This window comes from Chitinophaga sp. sic0106 (genome assembly GCF_019219075.1).
In the GTDB taxonomy this organism is placed as follows: Bacteria; Bacteroidota; Bacteroidia; order Chitinophagales; family Chitinophagaceae; genus Chitinophaga.
The window spans coordinates 141,386-165,665 of record NZ_JAHUWJ010000008.1 but is presented as its reverse complement, the minus strand read 5'-3'; the positions used below and the strand labels follow the sequence as shown (position 1 = coordinate 165,665).

Here is a 24,280-nt window from a genome sequence, read left to right as displayed (position 1 = left end):
CATGTTAAACTAGCTGCCAGGCTATTGGCAGTTTATTTTATTATTTCTTCGCAACCAAACCTCATCTAAAATACAAGAAACCATATGTGTGGAATCGTAGCTTATATCGGGCAGCGTGAAGCTTATCCGATCGTATTGAAAGGCCTAAAGAGACTGGAATACCGCGGGTATGACAGCGCAGGAGTTGCTATCATCAATGATGGACTCAAAATCTACAAGAAAAAAGACAAAGTGGCGGCACTGGAAGAATACGCTTCCAGCAAAGATATGCGCAGCCACATCGCCATCGGACACACCCGTTGGGCTACCCATGGAGAACCCTGCGACCGTAACGCCCACCCTCACAGATCCGGCGACGGTAAATTAGCAATGGTGCACAACGGCATCATCGAAAACTATGTACAACTCAAACAGGAGCTGGAAAGCAAAGGGCATGTATTCGAGAGTGATACTGACACCGAAGTTTTACTGCACTTCATTGAAGAAATTAAAAGAAGCAATAACTCCACGCTGGAAGAAGCGCTGCGTATTGCGCTGAAACGTGTGGTAGGTGCCTACGTAATCGTACTGGTTGATGAAGATAACCCTGACACGCTCATCGCTGCACGTAAAGGTAGTCCGCTCGTAATCGGCGTAGGTAAAGGTGAACACTTCCTGGCCTCCGATGCCTCTCCTATCGTGGAATACACCAAAGAAGTAGTGTATGTAAACGATTACGAAATTGCCATCATAAAAGCGGATGAGCTGATCCTGAAAAACATCAGCAACGAACGTCAGACGCCGTACATTCAGAAACTGGATATTGATCTGGCTGCCATTGAAAAAGGCGGGTATGATCACTTCATGCTGAAAGAAATATTTGAGCAGCCGCAAACCATCCATGATAGCTTACGTGGCCGTTTGGATGCACCAAAAGGCACCCTTACACTCGGTGGTATCCGTGAACATATGGACCTGCTGAAAAATGCCAACCGTATTATCATAGTAGCCTGCGGTACCTCCTGGCATGCCGGACTCGTAGCGGAATACATGATTGAGGAGCTTTGTCGTACGCCGGTTGAAGTAGAATATGCTTCCGAATTCCGTTATCGCAATCCGGTGATTGGTAAGGGAGATGTTATTATTGCAGTATCACAATCCGGCGAAACGGCCGACACCCTGGTGGCCATAGAAAGTGCCAAGCAAAAAGGCGCTATCATTCTGGGTGTATGTAACGTAGTAGGTTCTTCTATTGCACGTATGTCTGACGCTGGCGCCTACACGCACGCAGGTCCTGAAATCGGTGTGGCCTCTACCAAGGCCTTTACCGCACAGCTCACCGTGCTGGCACTGATTGGCCTGAAAGTAGCCATGGAAAAAGGTTCTATCACCGGCCAGCGCTTCCAGCACCTGCTCAATGAAATGGACCAGGTATCTAAAAAAGTAGCGACCGCACTGAAATTAAATGACCAGGTAAAAGAAATTGCAGAGAAATATAAAGATGCCCGCGACTTCCTTTATCTGGGCCGTGGATACAACTTCCCGGTAGCACTGGAAGGCGCACTTAAGCTGAAAGAAATTTCTTACATCCACGCAGAAGGATACCCTGCTGCGGAAATGAAACATGGACCTATTGCACTCGTAGATGAAAATTTACCGGTAGTAATAGTAGCCACCAAAGATAGTTTCTACGAAAAAGTAGTAAGTAACATTCAGGAGATCAAAGCCCGCAAAGGCAAGGTGATCGCGGTAGTAACCGAAGGTGACACCACAATCCCTCCTATGGTTGATGACGTAATTGTGGTACCTGCAGCAGATGAACTGGTGGCACCAATCATTAGTGTTATACCTTTGCAGTTACTGGCCTATCACATCGGTGTATCCAAAGGATACGATGTAGACAAGCCCCGTAACCTCGCGAAGAGTGTAACAGTAGAATAGACTTAAGAAAGTATCCATGAACAACATCCGAAAAATGCCCCTGGCAGGCCTGGGGTATAACTTTATTGAAGATGAACTTCCAAAAGGTAAAGACGAATACTACCTGCGCAATGAGCAATGGCAGAGCAAGGACCAGTTTCGTCAGCTAACCGCGTATGAAATAGAGGCACTTGTCCGCAACGACAACACCTCTGACAACTGGAACAACATCTTCGTATCCAATGAATTTAATCCGCAGCTGGTACAGCACTGTCACTTTTTCGGGATGGTGCGCATCGGCAAGCTGGAGCCTTACTACCTGGAATACCGCAACCTCAAACTGCCGGTAGGCCTGTATAACAGCACCATCTGCGCCTGCGATTTCGGCGATAACGTAGTAGTACATAACGTCAACTATTTATCGCACTACATCCTTGGCAATGAAGTGATCGTTGCCAACGTAAACGAAATGGTTACTTCTGATGTTGCTAAATTCGGGAATGGTATTGTAAAGAGCAATGAGCCGGAAAACCTCCGCATTGAACTGGAACTATGTAATGAAAACGGTGGCCGGTCCGTATTGCCATTTGATGGCATGCTGCCCGGGGATGCTTACCTGTGGACCCGCAACCGCGATGACAACCAGTTACAGCAACAGTTCCGCACGTTCACTGAAAAACAGTTCGACAAACGCAGAGGTTACTATGGAATGGTAGGTGATCGCACAGTGATTAAAAACTGTCGCATGATCAAAGATGTCACCATCGGTACCGACGCTTATCTCAAAGGCGCCAACAAGTTGAAGAACCTCACCATCAAAAGCACGGCAGAAGCCCGCTCACAGATTGGAGAAGGTACGGAAATGGTGAATGGCATTGTAGGTTACGGCTGCCGCATCTTCTACGGTGTAAAAGCAGTACGCTTTATAATGGCATCCCATAGCCAGCTGAAATATGGTGCCAGGCTGATCAACTCCTACCTGGGCAACAACTCTACCATCTCTTGCTGCGAAGTATTAAATTCACTGATATTTCCGGCACATGAGCAGCACCATAACAACTCGTTTCTCTGTGCATCCCTGATCATGGGGCAGAGCAATATGGCAGCCGGTGCAACAGTAGGGTCCAACCACAACTCCCGCGGTGCTGATGGCGAAATCATTGCCGGCAGAGGGTTCTGGCCGGGCTTATGCGTAAGTCTGAAACACAATTCACAGTTTGCCAACTTTACACTGATATCAAAAGGTAATTATCTCGCTGAACTGAATATCACCATTCCTTTTAGTCTGGTCAGCAACGATGAACACGAAAACGTGCTCCAGATTATGCCGGGCTACTGGTTCCTGTACAACATGTACGCCATTGCCCGCAACTCCTGGAAGTATGTGGACCGCGACAAAAGGATCGACAAAAAACAGCTCATTGAGTATGATTTCCTTGCACCTGATTCCGTTGAAGAAATGTTTACCGCGCTGGCCATTATGGAAATCGCCACCGCCAAAGCATGGTATGCACTTCCGGAAAACGAACCCAGGAAAACCTTAACAGACAAAGATCTCCGCAAAAAAGGGAAAGAACTGCTGCTGGAAAAACCAGAAGATGTTAGCCGGCTCACCATCTATGCCGAAGGCATGGAAAACAGCAGCCGCAAAACAGTACTTACCAAAGTGCATAAAGCATACCCGATCTTCAGAGAACTGATCGTATTTTACGGTATCAAAAATATCATTGCGGCCGCCAAACCATCCTTTGTGGCTTTACAGGCAGCGGTAAAAACAGCCAAACGCACCCCATGGGTAAACGTGGGCGGCCAGCTGATGAAAGCCGAAATAGTGGACGGCCTGAAGCAACGCATCCGTAAAAACCGTATCAGCAGCTGGGATCAGCTCCATGATGCCTACCGGGAAATTGGTAAGGAATATGCTTCCGATAAACTGCAACACGCCGTAGCCTGCATGCTGGAAATTAAAGAGGTGCCACTGAAAAATTTCAGCACCGAACACTTGCAGCAATGGCTGGTAGACAGCGTTACCACCATGGAATGGATGGCGGAAGGAATTTTTAAATCCAGAGAAAAAGATTATAAAAATCCTTTCCGTAAAATGACTTACAGTAATGAGAAAGAAATGGATGTAGTGGTAGGTAGCCTTGAAAATAATAGTTTTATTAATGCTACTAAAGAAGAGCTGGAAACATATAAGGAGAAAGTGAGGAGAACGGTTATTGATTGGGAACTTTGATATCTTCTCAGTCCATTAATACGCATAGAAATTAATTTCTGATGTTGGAGTCTGTATCAATTCTGATACAGACTCCTTTTTTTGCCTAGCCCATGTCCATTTCAAGGCCCAAATCCTAAAAAGTTTGTTTATTACAAACTTTTTATTATTTTTACATTGTTCTTTTGAACCAATAACCGCGCCTACGGGATATAAGTGGCATTTTATCATGATAAACATTTTAGTCAAGCTAAAGTATTTAGCAGAAGAGAATCCACGAGGATTCACAGTTTATGTTCCGAGTTTGGAACCTGTGAAAAAAGGCTGGGTAGTCGCTTCAATTGAAACTCAAAACAGTTTTGGCGATGAGGGCTTGGAAAAAGTTCTGAAATATGCAATACCTACCACTCGTATTGTTGGATTTTGGGACAATGAGGGAACGTTTTACTGGGATGCAGTAATGGTGTTCGACAATGAAGAAGAGGCAACAGAGGCAGGCATTGCCAATGAACAAATTGCTATCTACAACATTGAGAACAACGAACTAAAAATGTTGTAAAAAGCAGCAGGGGAGTACTCCCCCTGCTTTTTATCCTGATATAATATATAAACCTCTAAAACTATAGTTTATGGAAATTAAGAATTCACAGAAAATTGATTTCCTTGATGCAGAATCAATTAAAAAGCTCGATTATGGTGCATTACAGCATCGCCGGTATTCCAGTATTGAATTTAAAATATTAAAAGTTGACACCGGGGAGAAATCTATTACAGTACAGACCATTCAAGGCAAAAGTTTATCCGAGAATTATGCTGACTTAGCAAAGCTGATTAAGCTAACGAAAGATTTATTCAGCCGATATTTTCCGGATTTTAAAATCCATGTCCATGCGATCCCCTATTCGCATCCTGAAGTTGATCAGATTTCTACTGCTGAAATCAGAAATTACATGGAGGATAAAGGGCTTAAAATTAAGGATATAGAGAAGTTAACTGGTATAGATAAGACAAATTTGTCTGCCTGGTTAAATGATAAGCGTGCGATGAGTCAGCCAGTGAAGGCTATGTTTTACTTTATGATAAAATCTATAGATAAAATTGACCCTTTCGCAGAACTTTCCCTAAGGAAAACATCAAAAAATAACCTGATAAACTTAGGAGCCCGGGATATCGTTATTTCATCCGATAAAGTGGATACCAGAGTAACAGGAGAAATTATACTAACTACCAGTGAGGTAACAGGTGGGAGCAAAAAAAATTCTACTTTTTTTGTAGACAGCACAGTGCAAGACACCTCCGACCCCTGGAATGGCTGTCAGTTTGCCAATCAGAGTTCAAAATCACAAAAGCCCGTTGAAAATTGTAATGAGTTTATTTTTCTTTTTGGAGTATTAGATCATAACCAACCAGATTTGCAGGCATCTGCGCATTCCAGCAATCGTATTGCTGTTAAAGGTTCTGTCATTTGCTTAGATGCTAAATTTGATAATATTCCAACTGAATCGTCTAAAACTAATAAATCAGGAAAAGAAAAATGATTCTAAAATAGTAAGCCACTGACAACACAACGATACTTCGTACATTCAGAAACGATAGTAATAATAATTTTATGGGGCTGGCTAAATAGGTCAGCCTTACCTTTTGACTGAAAGAGCTAATAAATACTATTTATTGAAAAGAAGCAATAACTTACAAATATTTCGGCTTCACTCAAGAAACAAAAATACCTACCTTCGATTTCAATATCTCACTCCCATGGCAACAACAGAAAAAGCGCGCTGCGGCTGGTGTACAAAAGATCAGCTCTATATCGATTATCACGACAGTGAATGGGGCACCCCACAGCACGACGATGTGCATTTGTTTGAAATGCTTAACCTGGAAGGCGCACAGGCCGGCTTGAGCTGGTATACCGTGCTTACAAAAAGAGAAAATTACCGCAAGGCATTCGACAACTGGAATGCTAAAAAGATTGCTAAATACGACGAAAAAAAGGTGGAAGAACTAATGCAGAATGCCGGCATTATCAGAAACCGTTTAAAGATCAATGCCACCATCGGCAATGCGAAGGCATTTCTGGCGGTGCAAAAAGAATTTGTCTCTTTTGACCAGTATATCTGGTCGTTTGTGGACCATAAGCCAGTTAATAACAAATTCAAATCCATGCGTGAAGTACCTGCTAAAACAGCTGTTTCTGATGCCATGAGCAAGGACCTGCTGAAGCGCGGATTTAAATTTGTAGGCAGCACTATCTGTTACGCCTATATGCAGGCCACCGGCATGGTAAACGACCATGTGGACGGCTGCTGGAAAGCAAAGAAATAACTATTGAATAGGCACTTCGCTGAAGGCTGGATTTTGCAGTAAGGTATAATCCGTTAACGTGTTCAGGAAAAAGTACAGCTGTCGCTTTTCAGCATCCGTCAATGAAATGCCGTTCTTTACCAGCGGGTCAGTAGTAGCCGTGACTACAACGCCGTGGTCATAAAAGTCAAATACCTGGTAGATATCATAAAAGCGGCCATCGTGCATATAGGGCTGACTTTTCAGCACATTGCGCAAAGTGGGCACTTTGAATTTTATGTAATCAGCAGTATTGTTGGTGATACGCATGCGGCCTACATCCTGTAGTACGTTGATGGGCAGGCCATTGCTGCGGTAAGTCTGATCGGTGAACAGCGGCTCTTTATGGCAGGCGGCGCATTTGAGCTGAAACACGTTATAGCCTGCCTGTTCTTCTGCGGAGAAGGTGGCCCCTCCTACCTTATTGATCACACTATCATATTTTGAATTGCCGGATACCATGGTGGCCACAAACTGAGTGATGGCACGGAACATACGCTGGCTGGTTACTTCCTCCGTACCAAAGGCCGCCAGGAACATTTTCCGGTAGTTGGGATCGCCCTGCATTTTTTTCAGCAGTTCTTTCAGATCCACGCCCATTTCGTTGGGATCTGTAAGCGGAGTGAGTGGCTGTATTTCCAGGTTATTCACCCCACCATCCCACATAAACGCTTTCATATAAATCATGTTGAAAATGCCGGGTACTGTTCGCGAGCCTTGTCGCCCCAGTACGCCGTGACTCAGCGGGTGATCAAAATGCCCGAAGCCTGCAAACTGCTGGTGGCAGAAGCCGCAGGAGATGGTGCTGTCTGCCGACAGGCGGTAATCATAAAACAGGTACCTGCCCAACGCGATGCCTTCTTTGGTGAGCGGGTTTTGGGTGAAGTCGTACACAGGGTCCGGAAAGCCCGCAGGCAGCTGCAGCGTTACCGGCTGTGGTAACGGGATGGTGCCGGTGTTACCTGCACCGTCCTTTTTACAGGCGTGTGCCAGGAGTATAACCAGGCATACCAGGCCTGCGATGTATGTAATTTTCCGATTCATAGGTTGTGAATACCAGCTTAATTGGCTACTGTCATAACAGTAAACATCTGCTGATAGTTTTCGGCAATTTTCAAAGCGTCTGTTCCGGCTGCCATCACGATGGTGGTGGTAGCGAAGCTGATGGTATTGGGGGCATCCAGCCATTTGGCGGCATCTGCCCGGAAGCTGAGTTTTGGTTGTGCGCCTGTGGCTACTGTAACGGTAGCGGGTAAGTTTAAGCTAACGGTTTTCAGGGCGTTGTAGGGAGACTTAAATCCACCTACATGTAACTGGAATTCCTTCAGTACAGTGGTAGCTGCCGGGGAATTACCTTCCAGTTTAGCCATGATATACCCGCTGTTCCAGGTCCAGAACATGCCGTTTTCCGGTGCTAACGCGCCCGCCTGTACGCCGCTGACGTTTCTGATACTGTCCACCCCAATCAGCCATCTGACGGCCGTATACCGGCCCACAGGCACGCTGTCGAGGATTATTTTTTTGGTAGAATCTATAGCATCATCTACCAGGAAATATCGTTGTGGCAGGGTGGTTACCTTACCGGCACTGTCCACCAGCTGGAAATTACTGAGATAGTAAAGGAATTTGGAGATCGTGTAGTTTTCCCTGGCGGCGTTGGTATAGGTACCTGTATTACGCACTAACGGTACATTACCTACGTAGTTGCTGAAGGTTAGCTGCAGGGAGGCATAAGTGGTGGGGGGAACTATCGTTTGGCTGGTCTCTGATTTTGAGCAGGATATCAGGCAGAGGATACTGCTAAAACTCAGGATAATAAACGTTCTGGAACTAAAAATCCGCAAAATCATGGTGTTCCTTTTTGTTATCAGGAAGGTACGATGATTTTGCGGATTTCAGTTATTTATTAACTAGCGATGTGCCTGGTCGAGCTTATAGCCTTTGGTACCAAACCATACCACTACTGCAAAGCAGATCAGCGGCACCACGTAGGCCATCTGGATGTTGGAAGCATCGGAGATCACGCCCATCAGCGGCGGACAGATAGCGCCACCTACGATAGACATTACCAGCAATGAAGAGCCGAATTTAGTATCTGCCCCTAAACCTCTCAAACCTAAAGAGAAAATGGTAGGGAACATGATAGACATAAAGAACGGCACTGCCAGCACGGCGCCGATAGCGATGGTGCCTTTGGTGGTCATGGCCAGTAATACCAGCACTACGTTGATAAGGCCGTAGATGGTCAGCAGCACTTGCGGTTTAACCTTGCTCATCAGGAAGGTACCGAAGAAACGACCGATCATGAAGCCAAGGCCGGCAACTGTTCCCAGCAGCAGGGCCGCTTCTTTCTCAGGTATATCCGCAGAAAACTTAGCAAAGCGGATAAAGAAAGCGTTTACGCCTACCTGCGCGCCGATGTAGCAAAACTGTGTTACTACGGCGGCAATCAGGTGTTTATGACGGAAGATGGAACCTTTGGAACCGGTAGTATCCGCGTTTTCATCTGCTACTTCCTGTACTTCAGGCATTTTAGTCACCATAAATAATACACCTATCAGGAGTACTACCAAACCGATGATCAGGTAAGGTGTTTTAACGGTGGCAGCTTCACTATGCAGGTATGCCTGCAGTTGTGACTGCGTCATGGCGGCTAGTTCCTCTTTGGAGTGTTCCGTGCCGGAGAGGATGAACTTCATACCCAGCAGCGGGCCTACCACGGCGCCTACGCCGTTAAAGGACTGTGCGAGGTTGAGCCGGATGGTAGCTGTTTCCGGTTTACCCAGGATGGTAACATACGGATTGGCAGCTGTTTCCAGGAAGGTGAGTCCGGAAGCAATCACAAACAGGGCGCCGAGGAAGTACAGGTACTCCCCGCTGTTGGCTGCCGGAATGAATAAGAATGCACCGGCGGCATACACCAGGAGGCCAAAAATGATTCCGGCTTTGTAACCGAATTTGCGCATGACTGCACCCGCAGGCAGCGCCATCAGGAAGTAGGCGGCAAATACGGCTGAATCAATGAATGATGATTGCAGGTCTGTGAGCTGACACGCTTTTTTCAGGTGCGGGATCAGTACGGGGCTGAGGTTGTGGATCAGCGCCCATAAAAAGAAAAGACTTGTTACCAGTATAAAGGGAAACAGGTAGTTCTGTTTTTTCCCTCCAGCAGGAGCTGTACTGGCATAGGTGGAATTACTTACTGCGCCTCCGGCCATAACGAGTTTTTGTGATCAGGTGAATGTATGTTTTGTATCAGTGGAATTACCTAGCTGATGGATCTGTCGAGGTGCGTGTAACCTCCGTCAACATAAAGAATTTGTCCGGTTGTATGGGATGATCTTCCGGAGAGCAGGAACACGGTGGTGTTGGCGATTTCTTCGGAAGTGGTCATTCTGGTTTCAAATGGAATTTTGGAGGTAATGGCTGCCAGTTTTTCTTTTGGATTAGGGAGAGAATTAATCCAGGTTTCGTAGAGTGGCGTCCATACTTCAGCAGGAATCACGGTATTAACGCGGATAGAGAACGGCAGCAATTCCACGGCCCATTCGCGGGTAAGCGCGTTGATGGCTCCTTTGGAGGCGGCGTAACCAGAGGTGTTGCCTTGTCCGGTAGCTGCTACTTTAGAACCAATGTTTACGATATTACCTTTGGTGGCTTTCAGGTAAGGCAGGGCGTAATGAGCCAGGTTGTAGTAGTGCGACAGGTTATTTTGCAGTGACTGCATAAAGCGCTCCGGGCTGCCACTTTCCAGGCCTACACCATCGTTGGCGCCGGCATTGTTTACCAGTCCGTCTATTTTCCCATAGGCGGCAACGGTAGCGTCGATTACTTTTTTACAGTCTTCCACTTTCCCCAGTTCGGCCTGTACCGCCAGGGCTTTTCCACCTTCCGCGATGATAGCGTTAGCAGTTTTTTCGTTATCAGCAGCGTTGCGACCGGCGATCACGGCGATACCGCCTTCCTGTGCAATGATGCGGCTGATAGCTTCTCCAATTCCTTTGGCTCCGCCTGTAACGATAATCACTTTATCCTGTAATCCTAAATCCATTGTACTCAATAATTATAAATGATAGAATGCGATGGCGTTGCCACCCATTATTTTTTGTTGTTCAGCAGGGGTAAGCTTGCTGATGTAGTTAGTTACAATCAGCTTTACCGTATCGTAATCTGCTGCCAGGAGGCATACGGGCCAGTCGGAACCGAACATCAGCCTGTCGCAGCCGAATGCTTCCAGCACTACCTCCAGGAACGGCTGAAAGTGGTCAGGGTGCCAGTTTTCCCAATCTGCCTCGGTTACCAGTCCGCTCACTTTACAGTAGACATTTGGCGAGGCCGCGATTTCGCGCATTTGCGCAGCCCATGTCTCTATATCACCAGATTTAAAATCCGGTTTAGCCAGGTGATCAATGACCAATCGCTGGTTCGGGAACTTTTTCACGAATTCCACCACGGCCGGTAACTGTTTCGGGTATACGAGAATATCGTAGGTGAAATCATATTGTGCAAGGGCCAGAATCCCACGGCAAAAATCATCCCTCAGCAGGAACATGGGATCTGGTTCCCCCTGTACAATATGACGAAAACCTTTCAGGCGCGGGAACTGTGCGTAGTGGGCCAGTCGCGCCTCTATATCGGGGGAGCAGAGGTCCACCCAACCTACTACTCCTTTAATAAAGTCATGTTTATTGGCGAGGTCCAGCAGGAAAGCAGTTTCTTTTTCGGACTGGTCTGCCTGCACGGCCACGCAGCCATGAAAATGGTGTGCCTGTAGCATTGGTAACAGTTGTTCCGGGAAGAAATCTTTCCGGATCACTTCCATGGTATCATCTATCCATGCGTCCTTTACAGGATCATATTTCCAGAAATGCTGGTGAGCATCAATGATCATAACGAGTGTTTACAAAAAAACGCCACGCAGTACGTAATTACAGGTATTGCGCGGCGTTTTATATCTTATAAAGAAAATATTCTGTCCATTATCACCCACTTCTCTCCTGGTTTGGCTACGGGAATGGCTTGCTGATATTTCCACATCAGTTGTTCCCATTCCTGCACCTTAGGATTGGCGGCATCCATGGCACCTTTGCGATCAAAGGAGAAGGTCGCGTCGGTTTCCATGATCATGAACAGGCGGTTACCGGCACGGTAAATTTCCATGCTGGTGATACCGCTGTCGGTGATACTTTTTTTGATTTCCGGCCATACGTCCGCGTGATAAGCTTCGTATTCACTGATCAGCTGCGGTTCGTTTACCAGATCCAATGCCAGGCAATATCTGTTCATACTTACTTTTTGTAGGCTACAGCCGTTTGTTTGGAAGTACCCAGGCCATCGATACCGAGTTCAATAACGTCACCTGGCTGGATGTATACCTGCGGGTTCATACCCAGGCCTACACCGGCAGGTGTTCCTGTGGAGATCACATCACCAGGGAGCAGTGTCATAAACTGGCTCAGGTAAGAGATGAGGAAAGGCAGTTTGAAGATGAGGTTGGCGGTGGTACCGTCCTGCATGGCTTTACCGTTCACGGTGAGCCAGAGGCGCAGGTTGTTTACATCGGCGATTTCATCTTTGGTAGCGAGCCATGGGCCGAGTGGCGCGAAGGTGTCGCTACTTTTACCTTTCACCCACTGACCATTTCTTTCGAGCTGGAAAGCGCGTTCGCTATAATCGTTGTGGAGGCAGTAGCCGGCCACATAGTCCATAGCTTCTGCTTCATCAACATAGCTGGCTTTTTTACCGATTACAACGGCCAGTTCCACTTCCCAGTCGGTTTTTTCGCTGTTGCGTGGAATGATCAGGTCATCGTTGGGGCCTACCAGTGAGGAAGTGCTTTTGAAGAATACGATGGGTTCAGTTGGGATTTGTGCGTTGGTTTCTTTGGCGTGGTCGGCGTAGTTCAAACCAATACACACAATTTTTGAGGGGCGCTGTACAGCGGAGCCGAGGCGGGTACCTGCGGGCACCTGCGGACAGCTGGAGCTGTTGGCAGCCCACCAGGTGGCGAGGCGGCCCAGGCCATCTGTTTCAAAAAATTTCTCTCCAAAATCCTCACCAAATGCACTCACATCAAACATGCCGGCATCCGTTACAACACCTGGCTTTTCGGCACCTGGTAAACCAAACCTGATAAGTTTCATTACGCTGTTTTTATTGTTTTGCTATTATTTTATTTCTTTGAGATGTTCTACCTGCAGGCGGCCATCTTCTACTTTTAAGTCCATTACTGCGTCCAGCTGACCGTCTTTTTCCATGGAGAAGTAGACGTGATCAGGGGTAGCAGTTTTCTGAATGGTGGCTTTATATCCTTTGGGAACCGGCATGGTCATGGTTTTATTGACACCTGCAAATTCCACATAGAGTATCACTTCTTCCGGTGATTTACCTGGCTTGATGTCTACAATAAAATCTTCAATAATTTTTGCAGACTGGATATTCTTCCGGTAGCTGGTAACGATTTCTCCTGAGTGCGATACTTTTCCGAGGCCTTGTACATTTTCCATATACAGCCATACTGGTTTAGGCGGTACGGTGGCCCAGAAAATTTTCAGGTGGCCTTTGCTGCTGTCAACGCTGGCGTGGTAGTAACGTGGTGCGCGGTTAGGCTTTACTACGCCGATGTAGGCGCTGTTGGGCTTGTCCCATGCTACCCGTACCACATCTTCATCACTGCCTTCCTGAAGGATGGCCTGGTCAAAGGACTTTTCCTTTACTTCCCCGTTGATCTCAAATTTGATAACTACGCGGGCGGTATCTTTATTTCTGTCTTTCAGTACTACCTCTACTTTACCTGCGGCGGTGGCAGGCGTCATAGGTACGGAATCCGATTGCTGAGCGGTGCTTTTTCCTGATTGCTGAGCGTTATTACAGGCGGCAGTAAACCCTAAAGCGGCTATCGCCAGATAAACGGGAATTCTTTTCATGTATATCATTAGTTTGTGATGAATAAATATAGGCATTCGGCCTAAAGTTACGTCCATCACATTAAACTTTTTAGTTATTCAGACGAATAAATCCGCCGTCGATCGGGTAATCGCAGCCTGTAATGAATCCGGCTTCGTCGGAGCAGAGGTAGAGGGCCAGGTTGCCAACTTCGGCAGGTTTGGCCATACGTCCGATAGGCTGGGTTTTGCTCAGTTTATCGAACATTTCTGCTTCTTTGCCGGGGTAGTTTTTAGCGATAAAGCCATCTACAAAGGGTGTATGTACCCTTGCCGGGGATACGCAGTTGCAGCGGATATTGTCGCCCAGGTAATCTTTTGCTACGGATAACGTCATGGTGAGTACTGCGCCCTTACTCATGGAATAGGCGAACCTGTCAGGAATACCTACGCTGCTGGCGATGGAAGCGATATTGAGGATCACGCCGCCGCCTTGTTTTTTCATTTGGCCTATTACTGCGTACATACAGTTGTAGCTACCTTTCACATTTACCTGGTATACACGGTCGAAATCCTGTTCTGCGGTGGATTCCAGCTTACCCACGTGGGCAATACCGGCGCAGTTAACGAGGATATCCAGTTTTCCGGCAGATTGGATAATATTATTCATTACGGCAATTACTGCGGCCTGGTCGGCCACGTTGCAGGCGTGTACCTGTGCTTTGCCGCCGTCGGCAATAATTTCAGCGGCAGTACCTTTACCACCTTCTTCGTTCAATTCCAGGATATGCACCTGTGCACCCTGTGCGCCAAAACTTTTTGCTATCGCCTGTCCTATACCGCTACCACCACCGGTGATAACTGCCACTTTATTATCTAATCTGAACAGCTCCATTTTTTAAAGAATTTAAGGGTTCTAAAATAGGATTATATCCGAGTGTATTGCGACTGTATTTTCGCTGACTGTTGTATTTTATTAACCTTTTTTACGGAAAACAGGCTTTTTTTGAGATAAATATAGGAATTGAGATAAAATTGTCAGCTTTCAATTGTATTGGCAATGACACCTTCGGTGTCATTGGGGTAGGTTCCGCGCTGCGCGCGGTGGGCTGGGCAATATTTTAATTAGCTTTGATTTAATTATCATCATTATGACTTTAAAAACTGTAATTACGATAGTATTTACCATAGGATTTACAACTAACGTCCATGCACAAAATATTCCACTGAATAAATACGGCCTCGCCGTGCTTCAGGACAAAAAACAATACGAGCAGCTGGTTAAAAAAGATCCTACACAGCAACTGGTAAACCTGGAACAATACATTCCAGGTATCAAAAAAGATGTGCGGTATGCCACCACCAACAATTTCACACATCAGAAACTATACAGCTCCACGGCCATATATCTCCGCAAACCGGCTGCGGACAAACTCAAACAAGTACAGGCGATATTGAATAAGAAAGGATATGGATTACTAATTTATGATGCCTACCGCCCTTATCGCTGTACAGAGCTGATGTTTAAGATAGTACCCAATGATTTGTATGCAGCCGATCCGAAGAAAGGATCGGGACATAACCGCGGTGTGGCAGTAGACCTGAGCATGGTGGAGCTGAAAACCGGCAAGCCCGTAGCGATGCCAACAGACTTTGATGACTTCACATATAAAGCGCATGAGAACTACCAGCCATCAGATCCTACGGTAACGGCTAATCGTAAATTATTGCGTGATACGATGAAGCAGCTGGGATTTAAAGGTAGTCGTACGGAGTGGTGGCATTACTATCTCCCGGATTATAAAAAATACCCGCTGATGGATATTGTGTTTTAGGGATGTTGCATTAGCTCCGGGAGTATATTAAGGCAGGTATTTCACCAGTACCTTATATTCTGTTTTCGGGAAACCACTACCTTGATTATCAGCGTTAATCCATGATACGGGAAAACCATTCTTGTTGAATTGCATATCAGTGGCGGTCCAGGTAAGTGTAACCACATCACCTGTGTATATCAATTCTTTAGTGATGTTATTTTCAGACAACATAGTTGGCTCGGAAGGACGCAGCATGGCCGTTAATTTAAATGCTGCATTGGGCGATTTGCGGCTATCATACTCGTATGCCTCTTTGGCAATCAGCAGTTTCGCGTTATTATCGACTGTGTAAGTGGCCACGGTAGTAATGTTGGTACCTGTCCACGTATATTCGTATATGATACGCGTACCCGTAGTGCCTGTACGGTAACATCTCACCGGCTTATGATTATCATAGACCAACGAATCAACTATGCCGGAAGGAAACGACTTAACCAGCACCGCATCGCCATCAGCGGAATAAGTAATGGTACGATAGTCTTTTGCATTGCCATTGGTGGTAAACTGCACAGGTCTGTTATTTTCATACGTTACCAGCACATCTTCCTCTGTCGTCCATTTTTCCCCCAGGTTAGTTTTCATCACGATCCGGCCCACCTGGCGTTGTGCATTAAATTCAACTGAGGTACTGTTATAGGGAGATGTAATGGCCACTGGCATGGAGTCCGCGGGAGGGTAAGTCCAGGGATCATTCAGCAGGGATAATCTTTCGGTTTTTGAACAGGCAGTCAGGCACACTACAGTCAGCACAGCTACTATCGCCAGAAAATAATTTTTCATATATAATTTTCAGTCGGAATATGAGTGATTTAGAATATACTACTGGTTGACACAGCAGTTGGCATATTTCGTATAGGTGTAATTCAGTGTGATTGTAACGGTAGCGAAAATAAGGGAAAAATAAGAGATATGCCAGGTAAGGCAGGAAATAATCACAATAGGGGCTAAATAAGAAAAAAATGGCCGCTGATGCACTAAATCAGCGGCCTGAAAATTCAAACGTAATCAATCGTTATGAATACTAGTAGATTTTATTCAATGCATCTACATAGGCATTTACAGAAGCGTTCACGATATCGGTAGAGTAGCCGAAGCCGTAGTAGGACTGCCCGTTATATTTTACGCGCATGTTCACTTTGCTCACATCTTCGCTACCGCCGTGCATGGCCTGGATGCTGAATTCGTCCAGGTCAATATCATCCTTGATGATTTCGTGGATGGCGTTGATGGTGGCGTTTACCGGACCGTTACCTGCGGCACTGGCTTCTTTTTCTTCGCCATTGATCATCAGTTTCACGGTAGCCATAGGGCGCAGCGGATCTCCGCAAACAACCTGCAGCAAGGTAACTTTGATACCTTTATCGTCATCATATACTTTACTATCGCCATCGCCCATCAGCTGCAGCAGATCTGCATCGGAAACATCTTTTTTACTATCGGCCATTACGAGGAAGCGTTCGTACACTTCGTCCAGATTAATTTTATCCAGTTTATAACCGAGGCGTTCCAGGTGGTGTTTCAGCGCGTGGCGACCACTACGTGCGGTGAGGATGATGGAGTTGGAGTTGATACCTACATCTTCCGGATTGAGGATTTCGTAGTTTTCGCGGTGTTTCAGGATACCATCCTGGTGGATGCCTGAGCTGTGTGCGAAAGCGTTACGACCTACGATCGCCTTGTTTGGCTGCACTGGCATACGCATCATAGAAGATACCATGTTAGAGATTTCGTAGATTCCTTTGGAATTGATGTTGGTATAATAACCCAGTGTATGGTGTGTTTTTAATATCATGGCCACTTCTTCGAGGGAAGTGTTACCGGCACGTTCTCCGATACCGTTGATGGTACATTCCACCTGGCGGGCACCGTACTGAATACCTGCAATGGTATTGGCGGTGGCCAGTCCGAGGTCGTTATGACAGTGTACAGAGATGATTGCTTTATCAATATTGGCAACGTTATCTACCAGGTATTTGATTTTAGCACCGTATTGGTCAGGCAGGCAATAGCCGTTTGTATCCGGGATGTTTACGGTAGTGGCACCTGCAGCAATTACAGCTTCGATCATACGGGCGAGGTATTCGTTATCCGCACGACCTGCATCTTCCGCATAGAATTCCACATCATCTGTAAACTTGCGGGCGTAGGTCACTGCTTTCACGGCACGTTCGAGAATATCTTCGCGGGTGCTGTTGAATTTGTACTTGATGTGCATATCAGAGGCACCGATACCGGTATGGATACGGCCGCGTTTAGCGAAGCGCAGGGCTTCAGCGGCAGCGTCGATATCCTTGGTATTAGCACGGGTAAGCGCGCAGATCACCGGTTCGCTGATGGCTTTAGAAATCTCTACCACACTCTGGAAATCACCAGGGCTGGAGATGGGGAAACCAGCCTCGATGATATCTACGCCAAGTGCTTCCAGTTTCTTTGCGACCTCGATTTTTTCTACGGTTGTCAGCTGACAACCTGGTACCTGTTCACCATCGCGCAGGGTGGTATCAAAGACGTATACACGGTTATTATCCATGATAGTGTAACTATTTTCGGTTTAGTAAGATTAGTTCAGGTTCTCCAGTACTTTCGCACCCATGGCGTCTGTACCCATGATAAACTCGTTTTCAGTATGCTTGTTGGCGATATCCATTGTTCTGTAACCCTGGCGCAGTGTAGCTTCCACGGCTTTGATAACGCGTTGTGATTCTGTTTTCAGGCCGAAGGAAATATCCAGCATGAGGGCAGCAGAAAGGATGGATGCCAGCGGGTTGGCAATACCTTTACCGGCAATATCATGTGCGGAACCGTGAATAGGCTCATAGAAACCAACTTTATCTCCTACGGAAGCAGAAGCCAGCATACCCATTGATCCGGCAATCTGCGAGGCCTCGTCGGTGAGGATATCACCAAAAAGGTTACCTGTCAGCACTACATCGAAGCGCTTAGGATCTTTGATCAGTTGCATAGCGGCGTTGTCGATAAACATATGTTCTGTTTCCACATCCGGATAATCTTTGGAGATTTCCTGTACCACTTCTCTCCAGAGGCGGCTGGCTTCGAGCACATTTGCTTTGTCAACAGAGCAGAGTTTGTTACGACGGGTGCGTGCAGCTTCGTAAGCCTTGCGGGCAATACGTTCTACCTCGTAGCGATGGTAGATCATGAGGTCGGAAGCGCTATTGCGGTCTTCTGTTCTTTTCTTTTCTCCAAAGTATACATCTCCTGTAAGCTCACGGAAGAAGAGGATATCTGCTCCGCGAAGGATTTCCGGCTTGATGCTGGAGGCTTCCAGCAGCTCATCAAATAATTTGATCGGGCGAAGGTTAGCATAGAGGCCCAGTTCCTTGCGGATTTTGAGCAAACCTTGTTCCGGCCTTACTTTCAGGGTAGGGTCGTTGTCATATTTCGCATGTCCGATTGCGCCGAACAGGATGGCATCGCTGTTTCTGGCTTTGTCCAGTGTGCTGTCGGGCAGTGGTTCGCCGGTAGCTTCAATAGCTACGTGGCCCATGATGCCTTCGTCGAAATGAAAAGTATGGTTGTAGTTTTTGGCAATGGTAGCCAGTACTTTCTGTCCCCAGGCTGTAACTTCCTGTCCGATGCCATCACCCGGTATAACTAATATTTTTTTATCAACGCCCATGTAGAGTGTACTTTATGTTGAGTTTATGCTGTGTACTAAAAATTGAAAGGTCTGGACTCCTCGTATTTACCGATTTCTTCGCGTAAGCTGAGCAGGTAGTCGATATCATCGTAGCCATTGAGCAGACAGGTTTTTTTATACGGGTTGATATCGAAGCTCTCCTGTTCACCGGTGGCTTTTATTTTGATGTATTGGCCTTCCAGGTCAACTTCCAGCTCTGCTTTAGGATCTTTTTCAATAGCGGAAAAGATCTTATCCAGGAAACCTTCACTTACGGTGATAGGCAGGATAAAGTTGTTCAGCGCATTGTTTTTGAAGATATCAGCGAAGAAGGAGCTTACTACTACTTTGAAGCCATAGTCGGCGATAGCCCAGGCGGCGTGTTCACGGGAGGAGCCGCAGCCGAAGTTTTTGCCTGCTACGAGCACTTTTCCGGAGTAGACAGGATTGTTGAGAACGAAATCTGCTTTAGGTGTGTTGTCAGATTCGAAGCGCCAGTCGCGAAACAGGTTTTCGCCGAAGCCTTCCCTGGTGGTAGCTTTGAGGAAGCGCGCCGGGATGATCTGGTCTGTATCAATATTTTCGATCGGTACTGGTACCGCAGAAGAAACTAAGTGTTGAAATATCTTGCTCATTATGATTATTTTTTGACGGCAGCCACTCTCAGTCGGACGTAGTCTGCATATAAATTACCTTCTCTGGTTAATGCCGGGGCCAGTTGTTCCTGTACTTCCCTGAGTATGGCGGATCTGATGTGTGCGGGCACTCCGGTGAAGAAGTGATCGCCAAACATTTCCAGCCAGGTGATGATTCCATGTTCAGGGTTACTGAGTTTGGTAGGTCTTTCGTAGTACTGTACTTTTTCAACGGTGAAGCCGGCTTTTTCCAGCAGGGTGGTATATTCCGCCGGAGAAGGGAAGTACCAGAAGGGCTGGTAGGTGTATCCTTTTTCCTGCATTACGTATTCCAGTTCCCGGAGAATGCTTTCCACGTTTCCTTTTCCACCCATTTCCAGGATGAGGCGTCCTCCTTTTTTGAGGTGGGTGTACATCCTTTCGATAGCTTTTTCTTTTTCACGTACCCAGTGGAGGGTAGCGTTGGAGAAGATGGCATCGAACTGGAGGGGCAGGGAAAACCTGGTAGCATCGGCTACTCTGAAAGTCACATCCGGAAAGTGCTGTTTAGCGCTTTCTATCATGGTTGCAGCCGCGTCGATACCGATTACATGCGCACCTGATTCGGCGATACGGGCGGTGAGTTCACCGGTACCGCAGCCAAGGTCCAGGATTTCTTCGCCAGCCTGTGGCTGCAGCCAGTCTACCAGACTGTCGCCATATTCAAATACGAAGGCATGTTCTTCTCTATATAAGTCAGCATTCCACTGGTTCATAGTATTACGTTTAGCCGTGGCGGTGATTTACACCAATTCTCTTACATCAGTCACGCGGCCGGTGATAGCGGCGGCGGCGGCGGTCAGCGGGCTGGCCAGGAAGGTGCGGGCGTTAGGACCCTGTCGACCTTCGAAGTTGCGGTTAGAGGTGGAGATACAGTACATGCCGGCAGGTACTTTATCTTCGTTCATGCCGAGGCAGGCGGAGCATCCGGGTTCGCGGAGCTGGAAGCCGGCGGCGGTCAGCACTTTATCCAGGCCTTCTGCAATGGCTTGTGCCTCTACCTGTTTGGAGCCTGGCACGATCCATACTACTACATCTTCCGCTTTCTGTTTCCCTTTTACGAAGTCGGCCACGAGGCGAAGATCTTCGATACGGGAGTTGGTGCAGCTTCCGATGAATACATAGTCGATTTTCTTACCGAGGAGTGCTGCCCCTGGCTGGAGGTCCATGTAATCGAGCGACTTCTTAAAGGAAGGGCGTTCTTTTTCGTCCAGCTGGTCGAGGGCAGGAATATGTTGGGAGATACCCATACCCATGCCTGGGTTGGTACCGTAGGTAATTTGTGGTTCGATATCGGCGGCGTCGAAGGTGAGCACCTGGTCGAACCGGGCGTCTGCGTCGGAAAACAGGGTTTTCCAGTATTCGAGGGCTTTATCCCATTCCGCACCTTTAGGCGCAAATTCGCGGCCTTTGATATAGTCGAAGGTCACCTCATCCGGAGCGATCATACCGCCACGGGCACCCATTTCGATGCTCATGTTGCAGATGGTCATGCGGGCTTCCATGCTGAGGTTGCGGATCGCCTCACCGGCATATTCCACAAAGTAGCCGGTAGCGCCGGAAGCGGATATTTTAGAGATGATATAGAGGATGATATCCTTAGAGAGAACGCCATTTTTCAGGGTACCGTTCACCTCAATTTTCATGCGTTTAGGTTTGTACTGGAGGATGCACTGGGTAGCGAGTACCTGTTCTACCTCTGAAGTACCGATGCCGAAGGCTACGGCGCCGAAGGCTCCGTGGGTGGAAGTGTGGCTGTCGCCGCACACGATGGTCATACCCGGCAGGGTGATACCCAGCTCAGGGCCGATTACGTGTACTATACCCTGGTATGGGTGGCCCAGACCGTAGAGTTCCACGCCGAATTCGGCGGTATTTTTGGTCAGCATTTCAACCTGGAGGCGGCTCAATGCTTCTTTGATCGGGAGGTGCTGATCCATCGTTGGCACGTTATGATCGGCAGTGGCTCTGGTTTTGGCGGGACGAAAAACAGGGATACCACGCTTGCGCAGACCATCGAATGCCTGCGGGCTGGTTACTTCGTGGATAAAGTGCGTGTTGATGTACACGGCATCCGGGTGACCCGGCTTGCTCATCACGATGTGACTGTCCCAGATTTTGTCAAATAACGTTTTTCCCATCCTTTTTGCTTCCTTTTTAAATTGTTTATACCTTCAAATCTAATGGACGATATTTATTTGACATATCGTTAAATTTGTATTAATTACAACCTATAAACACGATTGAATAACATCAATCAATTGTTTTTCAATCATTTATAAGATTTTATTAACGATGCCCAACAGTCAAAGTGATGCTTTATTCATATTAATAAAAACGCTAACAAAAGCTGAAAAAAGGAGTTTTCAGCTGGCATTTAATAAGAATAACACGAAGGAAGATGTACTTTTCATCCAGTTGTTCAATACGCTGGACAAGATGAAAGATTATGATGAGGAGCAGATACTGAGGAAGGTTCCCGACCTGAAGAAGCAGCAGTTATCGAATGTAAAGGCTCATCTGTACAAACATTTACTGACGAGTTTACGCCAGCTTTACAAGCAGAAGGATGCGGTGATAGATCTCCGCGAGCAGCTGGACTATGCCCGGGTGTTGTACAATAAAGGCTTGTATAATCAGAGTTTGAAGGTACTGGCAAAGGCTAAATCTATGGCTTTTGAGCAGGAGGAGGTGATGCTGGCGTATGAGATTGTGGAATTTGAGAAACTGATTGAATCCCGGCATATCACCCGCAGTCTGGAAAACCGGGCCGAGGCGTTGAGTGCCGAATCGAAGCAGATTCAGCATCAGATTACCAATATCAGCATGTTATCGACGTTGTCGCTGCGGATGTACGGGTTATATCTGAAGTTGGGGCATGCCCGCAATGAGCGGGATGCGGAGATGGTGAAATCTTTTTTTGAGAGTCAGTTACCACCGCGGGGACTAGCGGAGATGAGTTTTTACGAGAAAGTATATATGTACCAGGCTAGTTGCTGGTATTACTATATTCTGCAGGACTTCTTGATGTACTATCGGTATACCCAGAAGTGGGTGGACTTATTCAGGCAGTATCCGTCGCTGCAGCATACCGATATGGATTTGTACATCAAGGCGCAGCACAATTTGCTGACGGCGCATTTTTACACTTCCAATTCTGAGAAGTTCAAGACTGCGTTATGTGAGCTGGAGCAGTTTATTGCTACCAACGGCGAGGATTTCCATGAGAACACCCGTACCTCTGCGTTTGTGTATCTGTACACGGCCAAGATAAACAGATATTTCCTGGAAGGCACGTTCACACAAGGCTTGGCAATGGTGCCTGAGCTGGAAACAGAGATTGGCAATCATTCGCTGAAGATAGACCAGCACCGGGTGCTGGTATTTTACTACAAGATTGCGTGCTTGTATTTCGGCAGTGGGGATAACAGTAAGGCAATAGTGTATCTGAATAAGATCATTAATCTGAAGATAGGCAACCTGCGTGCCGACATTCAGTGTTTTGCCCGCATTCTGCATCTGATAGCGCATTATGAGTTAGAGAATTATAGTCTGGTAGAATACCTGATTAAATCTGTTTATCACTTTATTTCCAAGCACAAGGATTTGGGATTGGTGATGGAGGAGATTATGAAATTTTTGCGTAAATACATTTATGCGAATCCGAAGGAGTTGCGCAATGCGTTCACTGATCTGAAGGACAGGCTGGAGGTGATTTCGCAGGATCCTTATGAGCGGCGTTCGTTTTTGTATTTAGACATAATTTCGTGGCTGGAGAGTAAGATTGACGGGATACCGGTACAGGATGTGATACAAAGGAAATTTTTGAATAAGGAGAGAAGAATTTAGCATAGGAACGGCCATCGGAAGATGGTCGTTTTTTTTGGGCGCGATAGCACTAATAATATTAGTATTATAGTTTTAACAACGGGAGTATCATAATAATAAAACTACTTACCACACTGCACTTTAAGCTAAAAAATAAACTACTAATTTTTTTGGCAATTCAAAAATAACCAGGTAATTTAGATTTATCATTTGATTGAAGGACATCATCATTCTTGTTGATGTGATTATACGTAATATTTAGCCTGGTTGCCTTCTAACATCCAGGCTTTTTTTCCACCCTTTATTTTGTTTTACCAGAAGGTGAAATCACCCAGCGCTACCAGGGTGATCGATAGGTAGCACGCATAATCCAATCAAATGAAAACATGTCCATTCAATTGTAAAAACGGCTGGGTATTTACCCGTCATCGTAAGATCAAGGGTATTATCGTACGACATCCTCACGGGGGTGTATATAGATTTCCCTGTCGTTGCAGCATTGAAAAGTAGACAGCGGGTGATTGCATTTTGGAAGATGTAATCATTTGTGCGGTTGTTGCTCCGGAAGGTCACTTCGCGGGGGCAACCGCATGTAACTCCGGGCTGTTGATTTTGTGATGATGAAATAGCCGATGATAGCGCCAGTTTATCACCAGTATAATTGAGGTAAAAGATGCGCAGTGGTTAGCTCATGCGGCCAAGGGTGTAAAGTGTGCGTTATGCCACTACGGGCTATGAAGGATTGCTTGTAAAAATTTTGTTAGCTCATGCAGCCATAGGCGTGTAGTGTGCTTTATGCCACTATGGGCCATGAGGAATTGCTTGGATAAATTTTGTTTAGGAAGATGAAAACCAAAGTAAGAGAAAGGGTTGTTGGGAGGGTCATTATGACAAGTAATGATAATGGGATTTTCATG

Annotated in this window: 22 protein-coding genes; 7 read left to right on the top strand and 15 right to left on the bottom strand. The window is 46.5% G+C overall.

The features are described from left to right. The first annotated feature begins 84 nt into the window (after positions 1–84). From glmS to KW844_RS14180, 5 genes are all read left to right on the top strand, one after another. Positions 85–1,920 (top strand): glutamine--fructose-6-phosphate transaminase (isomerizing), encoded by a 1,836-nt coding sequence (glmS, locus tag KW844_RS14200; RefSeq protein ID WP_218377447.1) that lies wholly within the window; start codon positions 85–87, stop codon positions 1,918–1,920. 16 nt (positions 1,921–1,936) lie between these two features. After that, entirely contained in the window at positions 1,937–4,138 is a 2,202-nt protein-coding gene (locus KW844_RS14195) for a DUF4954 family protein (protein WP_218377446.1), read from the top strand. A 124-nt stretch (positions 4,139–4,262) separates the two neighbouring features. Continuing rightward, the gene (locus KW844_RS14190; RefSeq protein WP_218377445.1) at positions 4,263–4,676 is read left to right on the top strand and encodes a hypothetical protein; all 414 of its coding nucleotides are present in this window, start codon (positions 4,263–4,265) and stop codon (positions 4,674–4,676) included. A gap of 70 nt (positions 4,677–4,746) precedes the next feature. Beyond that, the gene (locus KW844_RS14185; protein WP_218377444.1) at positions 4,747–5,655 is read left to right on the top strand and encodes a helix-turn-helix transcriptional regulator; all 909 of its coding nucleotides are present in this window, start codon (positions 4,747–4,749) and stop codon (positions 5,653–5,655) included. 217 nt (positions 5,656–5,872) lie between these two features. Beyond that, positions 5,873–6,442, top strand: coding sequence for a DNA-3-methyladenine glycosylase I (locus tag KW844_RS14180; protein WP_218377443.1), 570 nt, complete (start codon positions 5,873–5,875; stop codon positions 6,440–6,442). Here the strand turns inward: KW844_RS14180 and KW844_RS14175 are convergent, their stop codons facing one another. From KW844_RS14175 to KW844_RS14135, 9 genes are all read right to left on the bottom strand, one after another. Next, entirely contained in the window at positions 6,443–7,504 is a 1,062-nt protein-coding gene (locus tag KW844_RS14175; RefSeq protein ID WP_218377442.1) for a cytochrome-c peroxidase, read from the bottom strand. Positions 7,505–7,521: 17 nt separating this feature from the next. After that, positions 7,522–8,310 (bottom strand): MbnP family protein, encoded by a 789-nt coding sequence (locus KW844_RS14170; protein ID WP_218377441.1) that lies wholly within the window; start codon positions 8,308–8,310, stop codon positions 7,522–7,524. Positions 8,311–8,370: 60 nt separating this feature from the next. Next, a complete protein-coding gene (gene fucP, locus KW844_RS14165; protein ID WP_218377440.1) occupies positions 8,371–9,678 on the bottom strand; it encodes an L-fucose:H+ symporter permease in 1,308 nt (435 codons plus the stop codon). Positions 9,679–9,728: 50 nt separating this feature from the next. After that, positions 9,729–10,511 carry an SDR family oxidoreductase gene (locus KW844_RS14160; protein ID WP_218377439.1) on the bottom strand — a complete coding sequence of 261 codons (783 nt, stop codon included), beginning with the start codon at positions 10,509–10,511 and terminating at the stop codon, positions 9,729–9,731. A gap of 12 nt (positions 10,512–10,523) precedes the next feature. Then, positions 10,524–11,351 (bottom strand): amidohydrolase, encoded by an 828-nt coding sequence (locus tag KW844_RS14155; RefSeq protein WP_218377438.1) that lies wholly within the window; start codon positions 11,349–11,351, stop codon positions 10,524–10,526. 65 nt (positions 11,352–11,416) lie between these two features. Beyond that, on the bottom strand, positions 11,417–11,746 hold the full coding sequence (locus KW844_RS14150; protein WP_218377437.1) for an L-rhamnose mutarotase: 330 nt from the start codon (positions 11,744–11,746) through the stop codon (positions 11,417–11,419). Positions 11,747–11,748: 2 nt separating this feature from the next. After that, entirely contained in the window at positions 11,749–12,603 is an 855-nt protein-coding gene (locus KW844_RS14145) for a fumarylacetoacetate hydrolase family protein (protein ID WP_218377436.1), read from the bottom strand. 24 nt (positions 12,604–12,627) lie between these two features. Next, positions 12,628–13,386 (bottom strand): hypothetical protein, encoded by a 759-nt coding sequence (locus KW844_RS14140; protein WP_218377435.1) that lies wholly within the window; start codon positions 13,384–13,386, stop codon positions 12,628–12,630. A 70-nt stretch (positions 13,387–13,456) separates the two neighbouring features. Further along, positions 13,457–14,239: an SDR family NAD(P)-dependent oxidoreductase gene (locus KW844_RS14135; protein ID WP_218377434.1), complete on the bottom strand. Its 783-nt coding sequence runs from the start codon at positions 14,237–14,239 to the stop codon at positions 13,457–13,459. Between the two features lie 256 nt (positions 14,240–14,495). Here KW844_RS14135 and KW844_RS14130 point away from each other — a divergent pair, with 256 nt between their 5' ends. Next, the gene (locus tag KW844_RS14130; protein ID WP_218377433.1) at positions 14,496–15,179 is read left to right on the top strand and encodes a M15 family metallopeptidase; all 684 of its coding nucleotides are present in this window, start codon (positions 14,496–14,498) and stop codon (positions 15,177–15,179) included. Positions 15,180–15,206: 27 nt separating this feature from the next. Here KW844_RS14130 and KW844_RS14125 read toward each other — a convergent pair whose 3' ends face one another. The 6 genes from KW844_RS14125 to leuC all read right to left on the bottom strand — a co-directional run bounded on the left by KW844_RS14125 (position 15,207) and on the right by leuC (position 21,676). Beyond that, positions 15,207–16,001 (bottom strand): hypothetical protein, encoded by a 795-nt coding sequence (locus KW844_RS14125; protein WP_218377432.1) that lies wholly within the window; start codon positions 15,999–16,001, stop codon positions 15,207–15,209. Positions 16,002–16,242: 241 nt separating this feature from the next. Next, positions 16,243–17,751, bottom strand: a complete 1,509-nt coding sequence (locus tag KW844_RS14120; protein ID WP_255578432.1) for a 2-isopropylmalate synthase — start codon at positions 17,749–17,751, stop codon at positions 16,243–16,245. 30 nt (positions 17,752–17,781) lie between these two features. Then, positions 17,782–18,861: a 3-isopropylmalate dehydrogenase gene (gene leuB / locus KW844_RS14115; protein ID WP_218377431.1), complete on the bottom strand. Its 1,080-nt coding sequence runs from the start codon at positions 18,859–18,861 to the stop codon at positions 17,782–17,784. Between the two features lie 35 nt (positions 18,862–18,896). Beyond that, positions 18,897–19,496 (bottom strand): 3-isopropylmalate dehydratase small subunit, encoded by a 600-nt coding sequence (gene leuD / locus KW844_RS14110; protein ID WP_218377430.1) that lies wholly within the window; start codon positions 19,494–19,496, stop codon positions 18,897–18,899. A 5-nt stretch (positions 19,497–19,501) separates the two neighbouring features. Beyond that, on the bottom strand, positions 19,502–20,251 hold the full coding sequence (locus KW844_RS14105; RefSeq protein WP_218377429.1) for a class I SAM-dependent methyltransferase: 750 nt from the start codon (positions 20,249–20,251) through the stop codon (positions 19,502–19,504). A gap of 27 nt (positions 20,252–20,278) precedes the next feature. After that, entirely contained in the window at positions 20,279–21,676 is a 1,398-nt protein-coding gene (gene leuC / locus KW844_RS14100) for a 3-isopropylmalate dehydratase large subunit (RefSeq protein ID WP_218377428.1), read from the bottom strand. A gap of 154 nt (positions 21,677–21,830) precedes the next feature. On the opposite strand from leuC, the gene KW844_RS14095 reads away from it, so the two are divergent. Beyond that, the gene (locus KW844_RS14095) at positions 21,831–23,384 is read left to right on the top strand and encodes a hypothetical protein (RefSeq protein ID WP_218377427.1); all 1,554 of its coding nucleotides are present in this window, start codon (positions 21,831–21,833) and stop codon (positions 23,382–23,384) included. Positions 23,385–24,280: the final 896 nt, after the last annotated feature.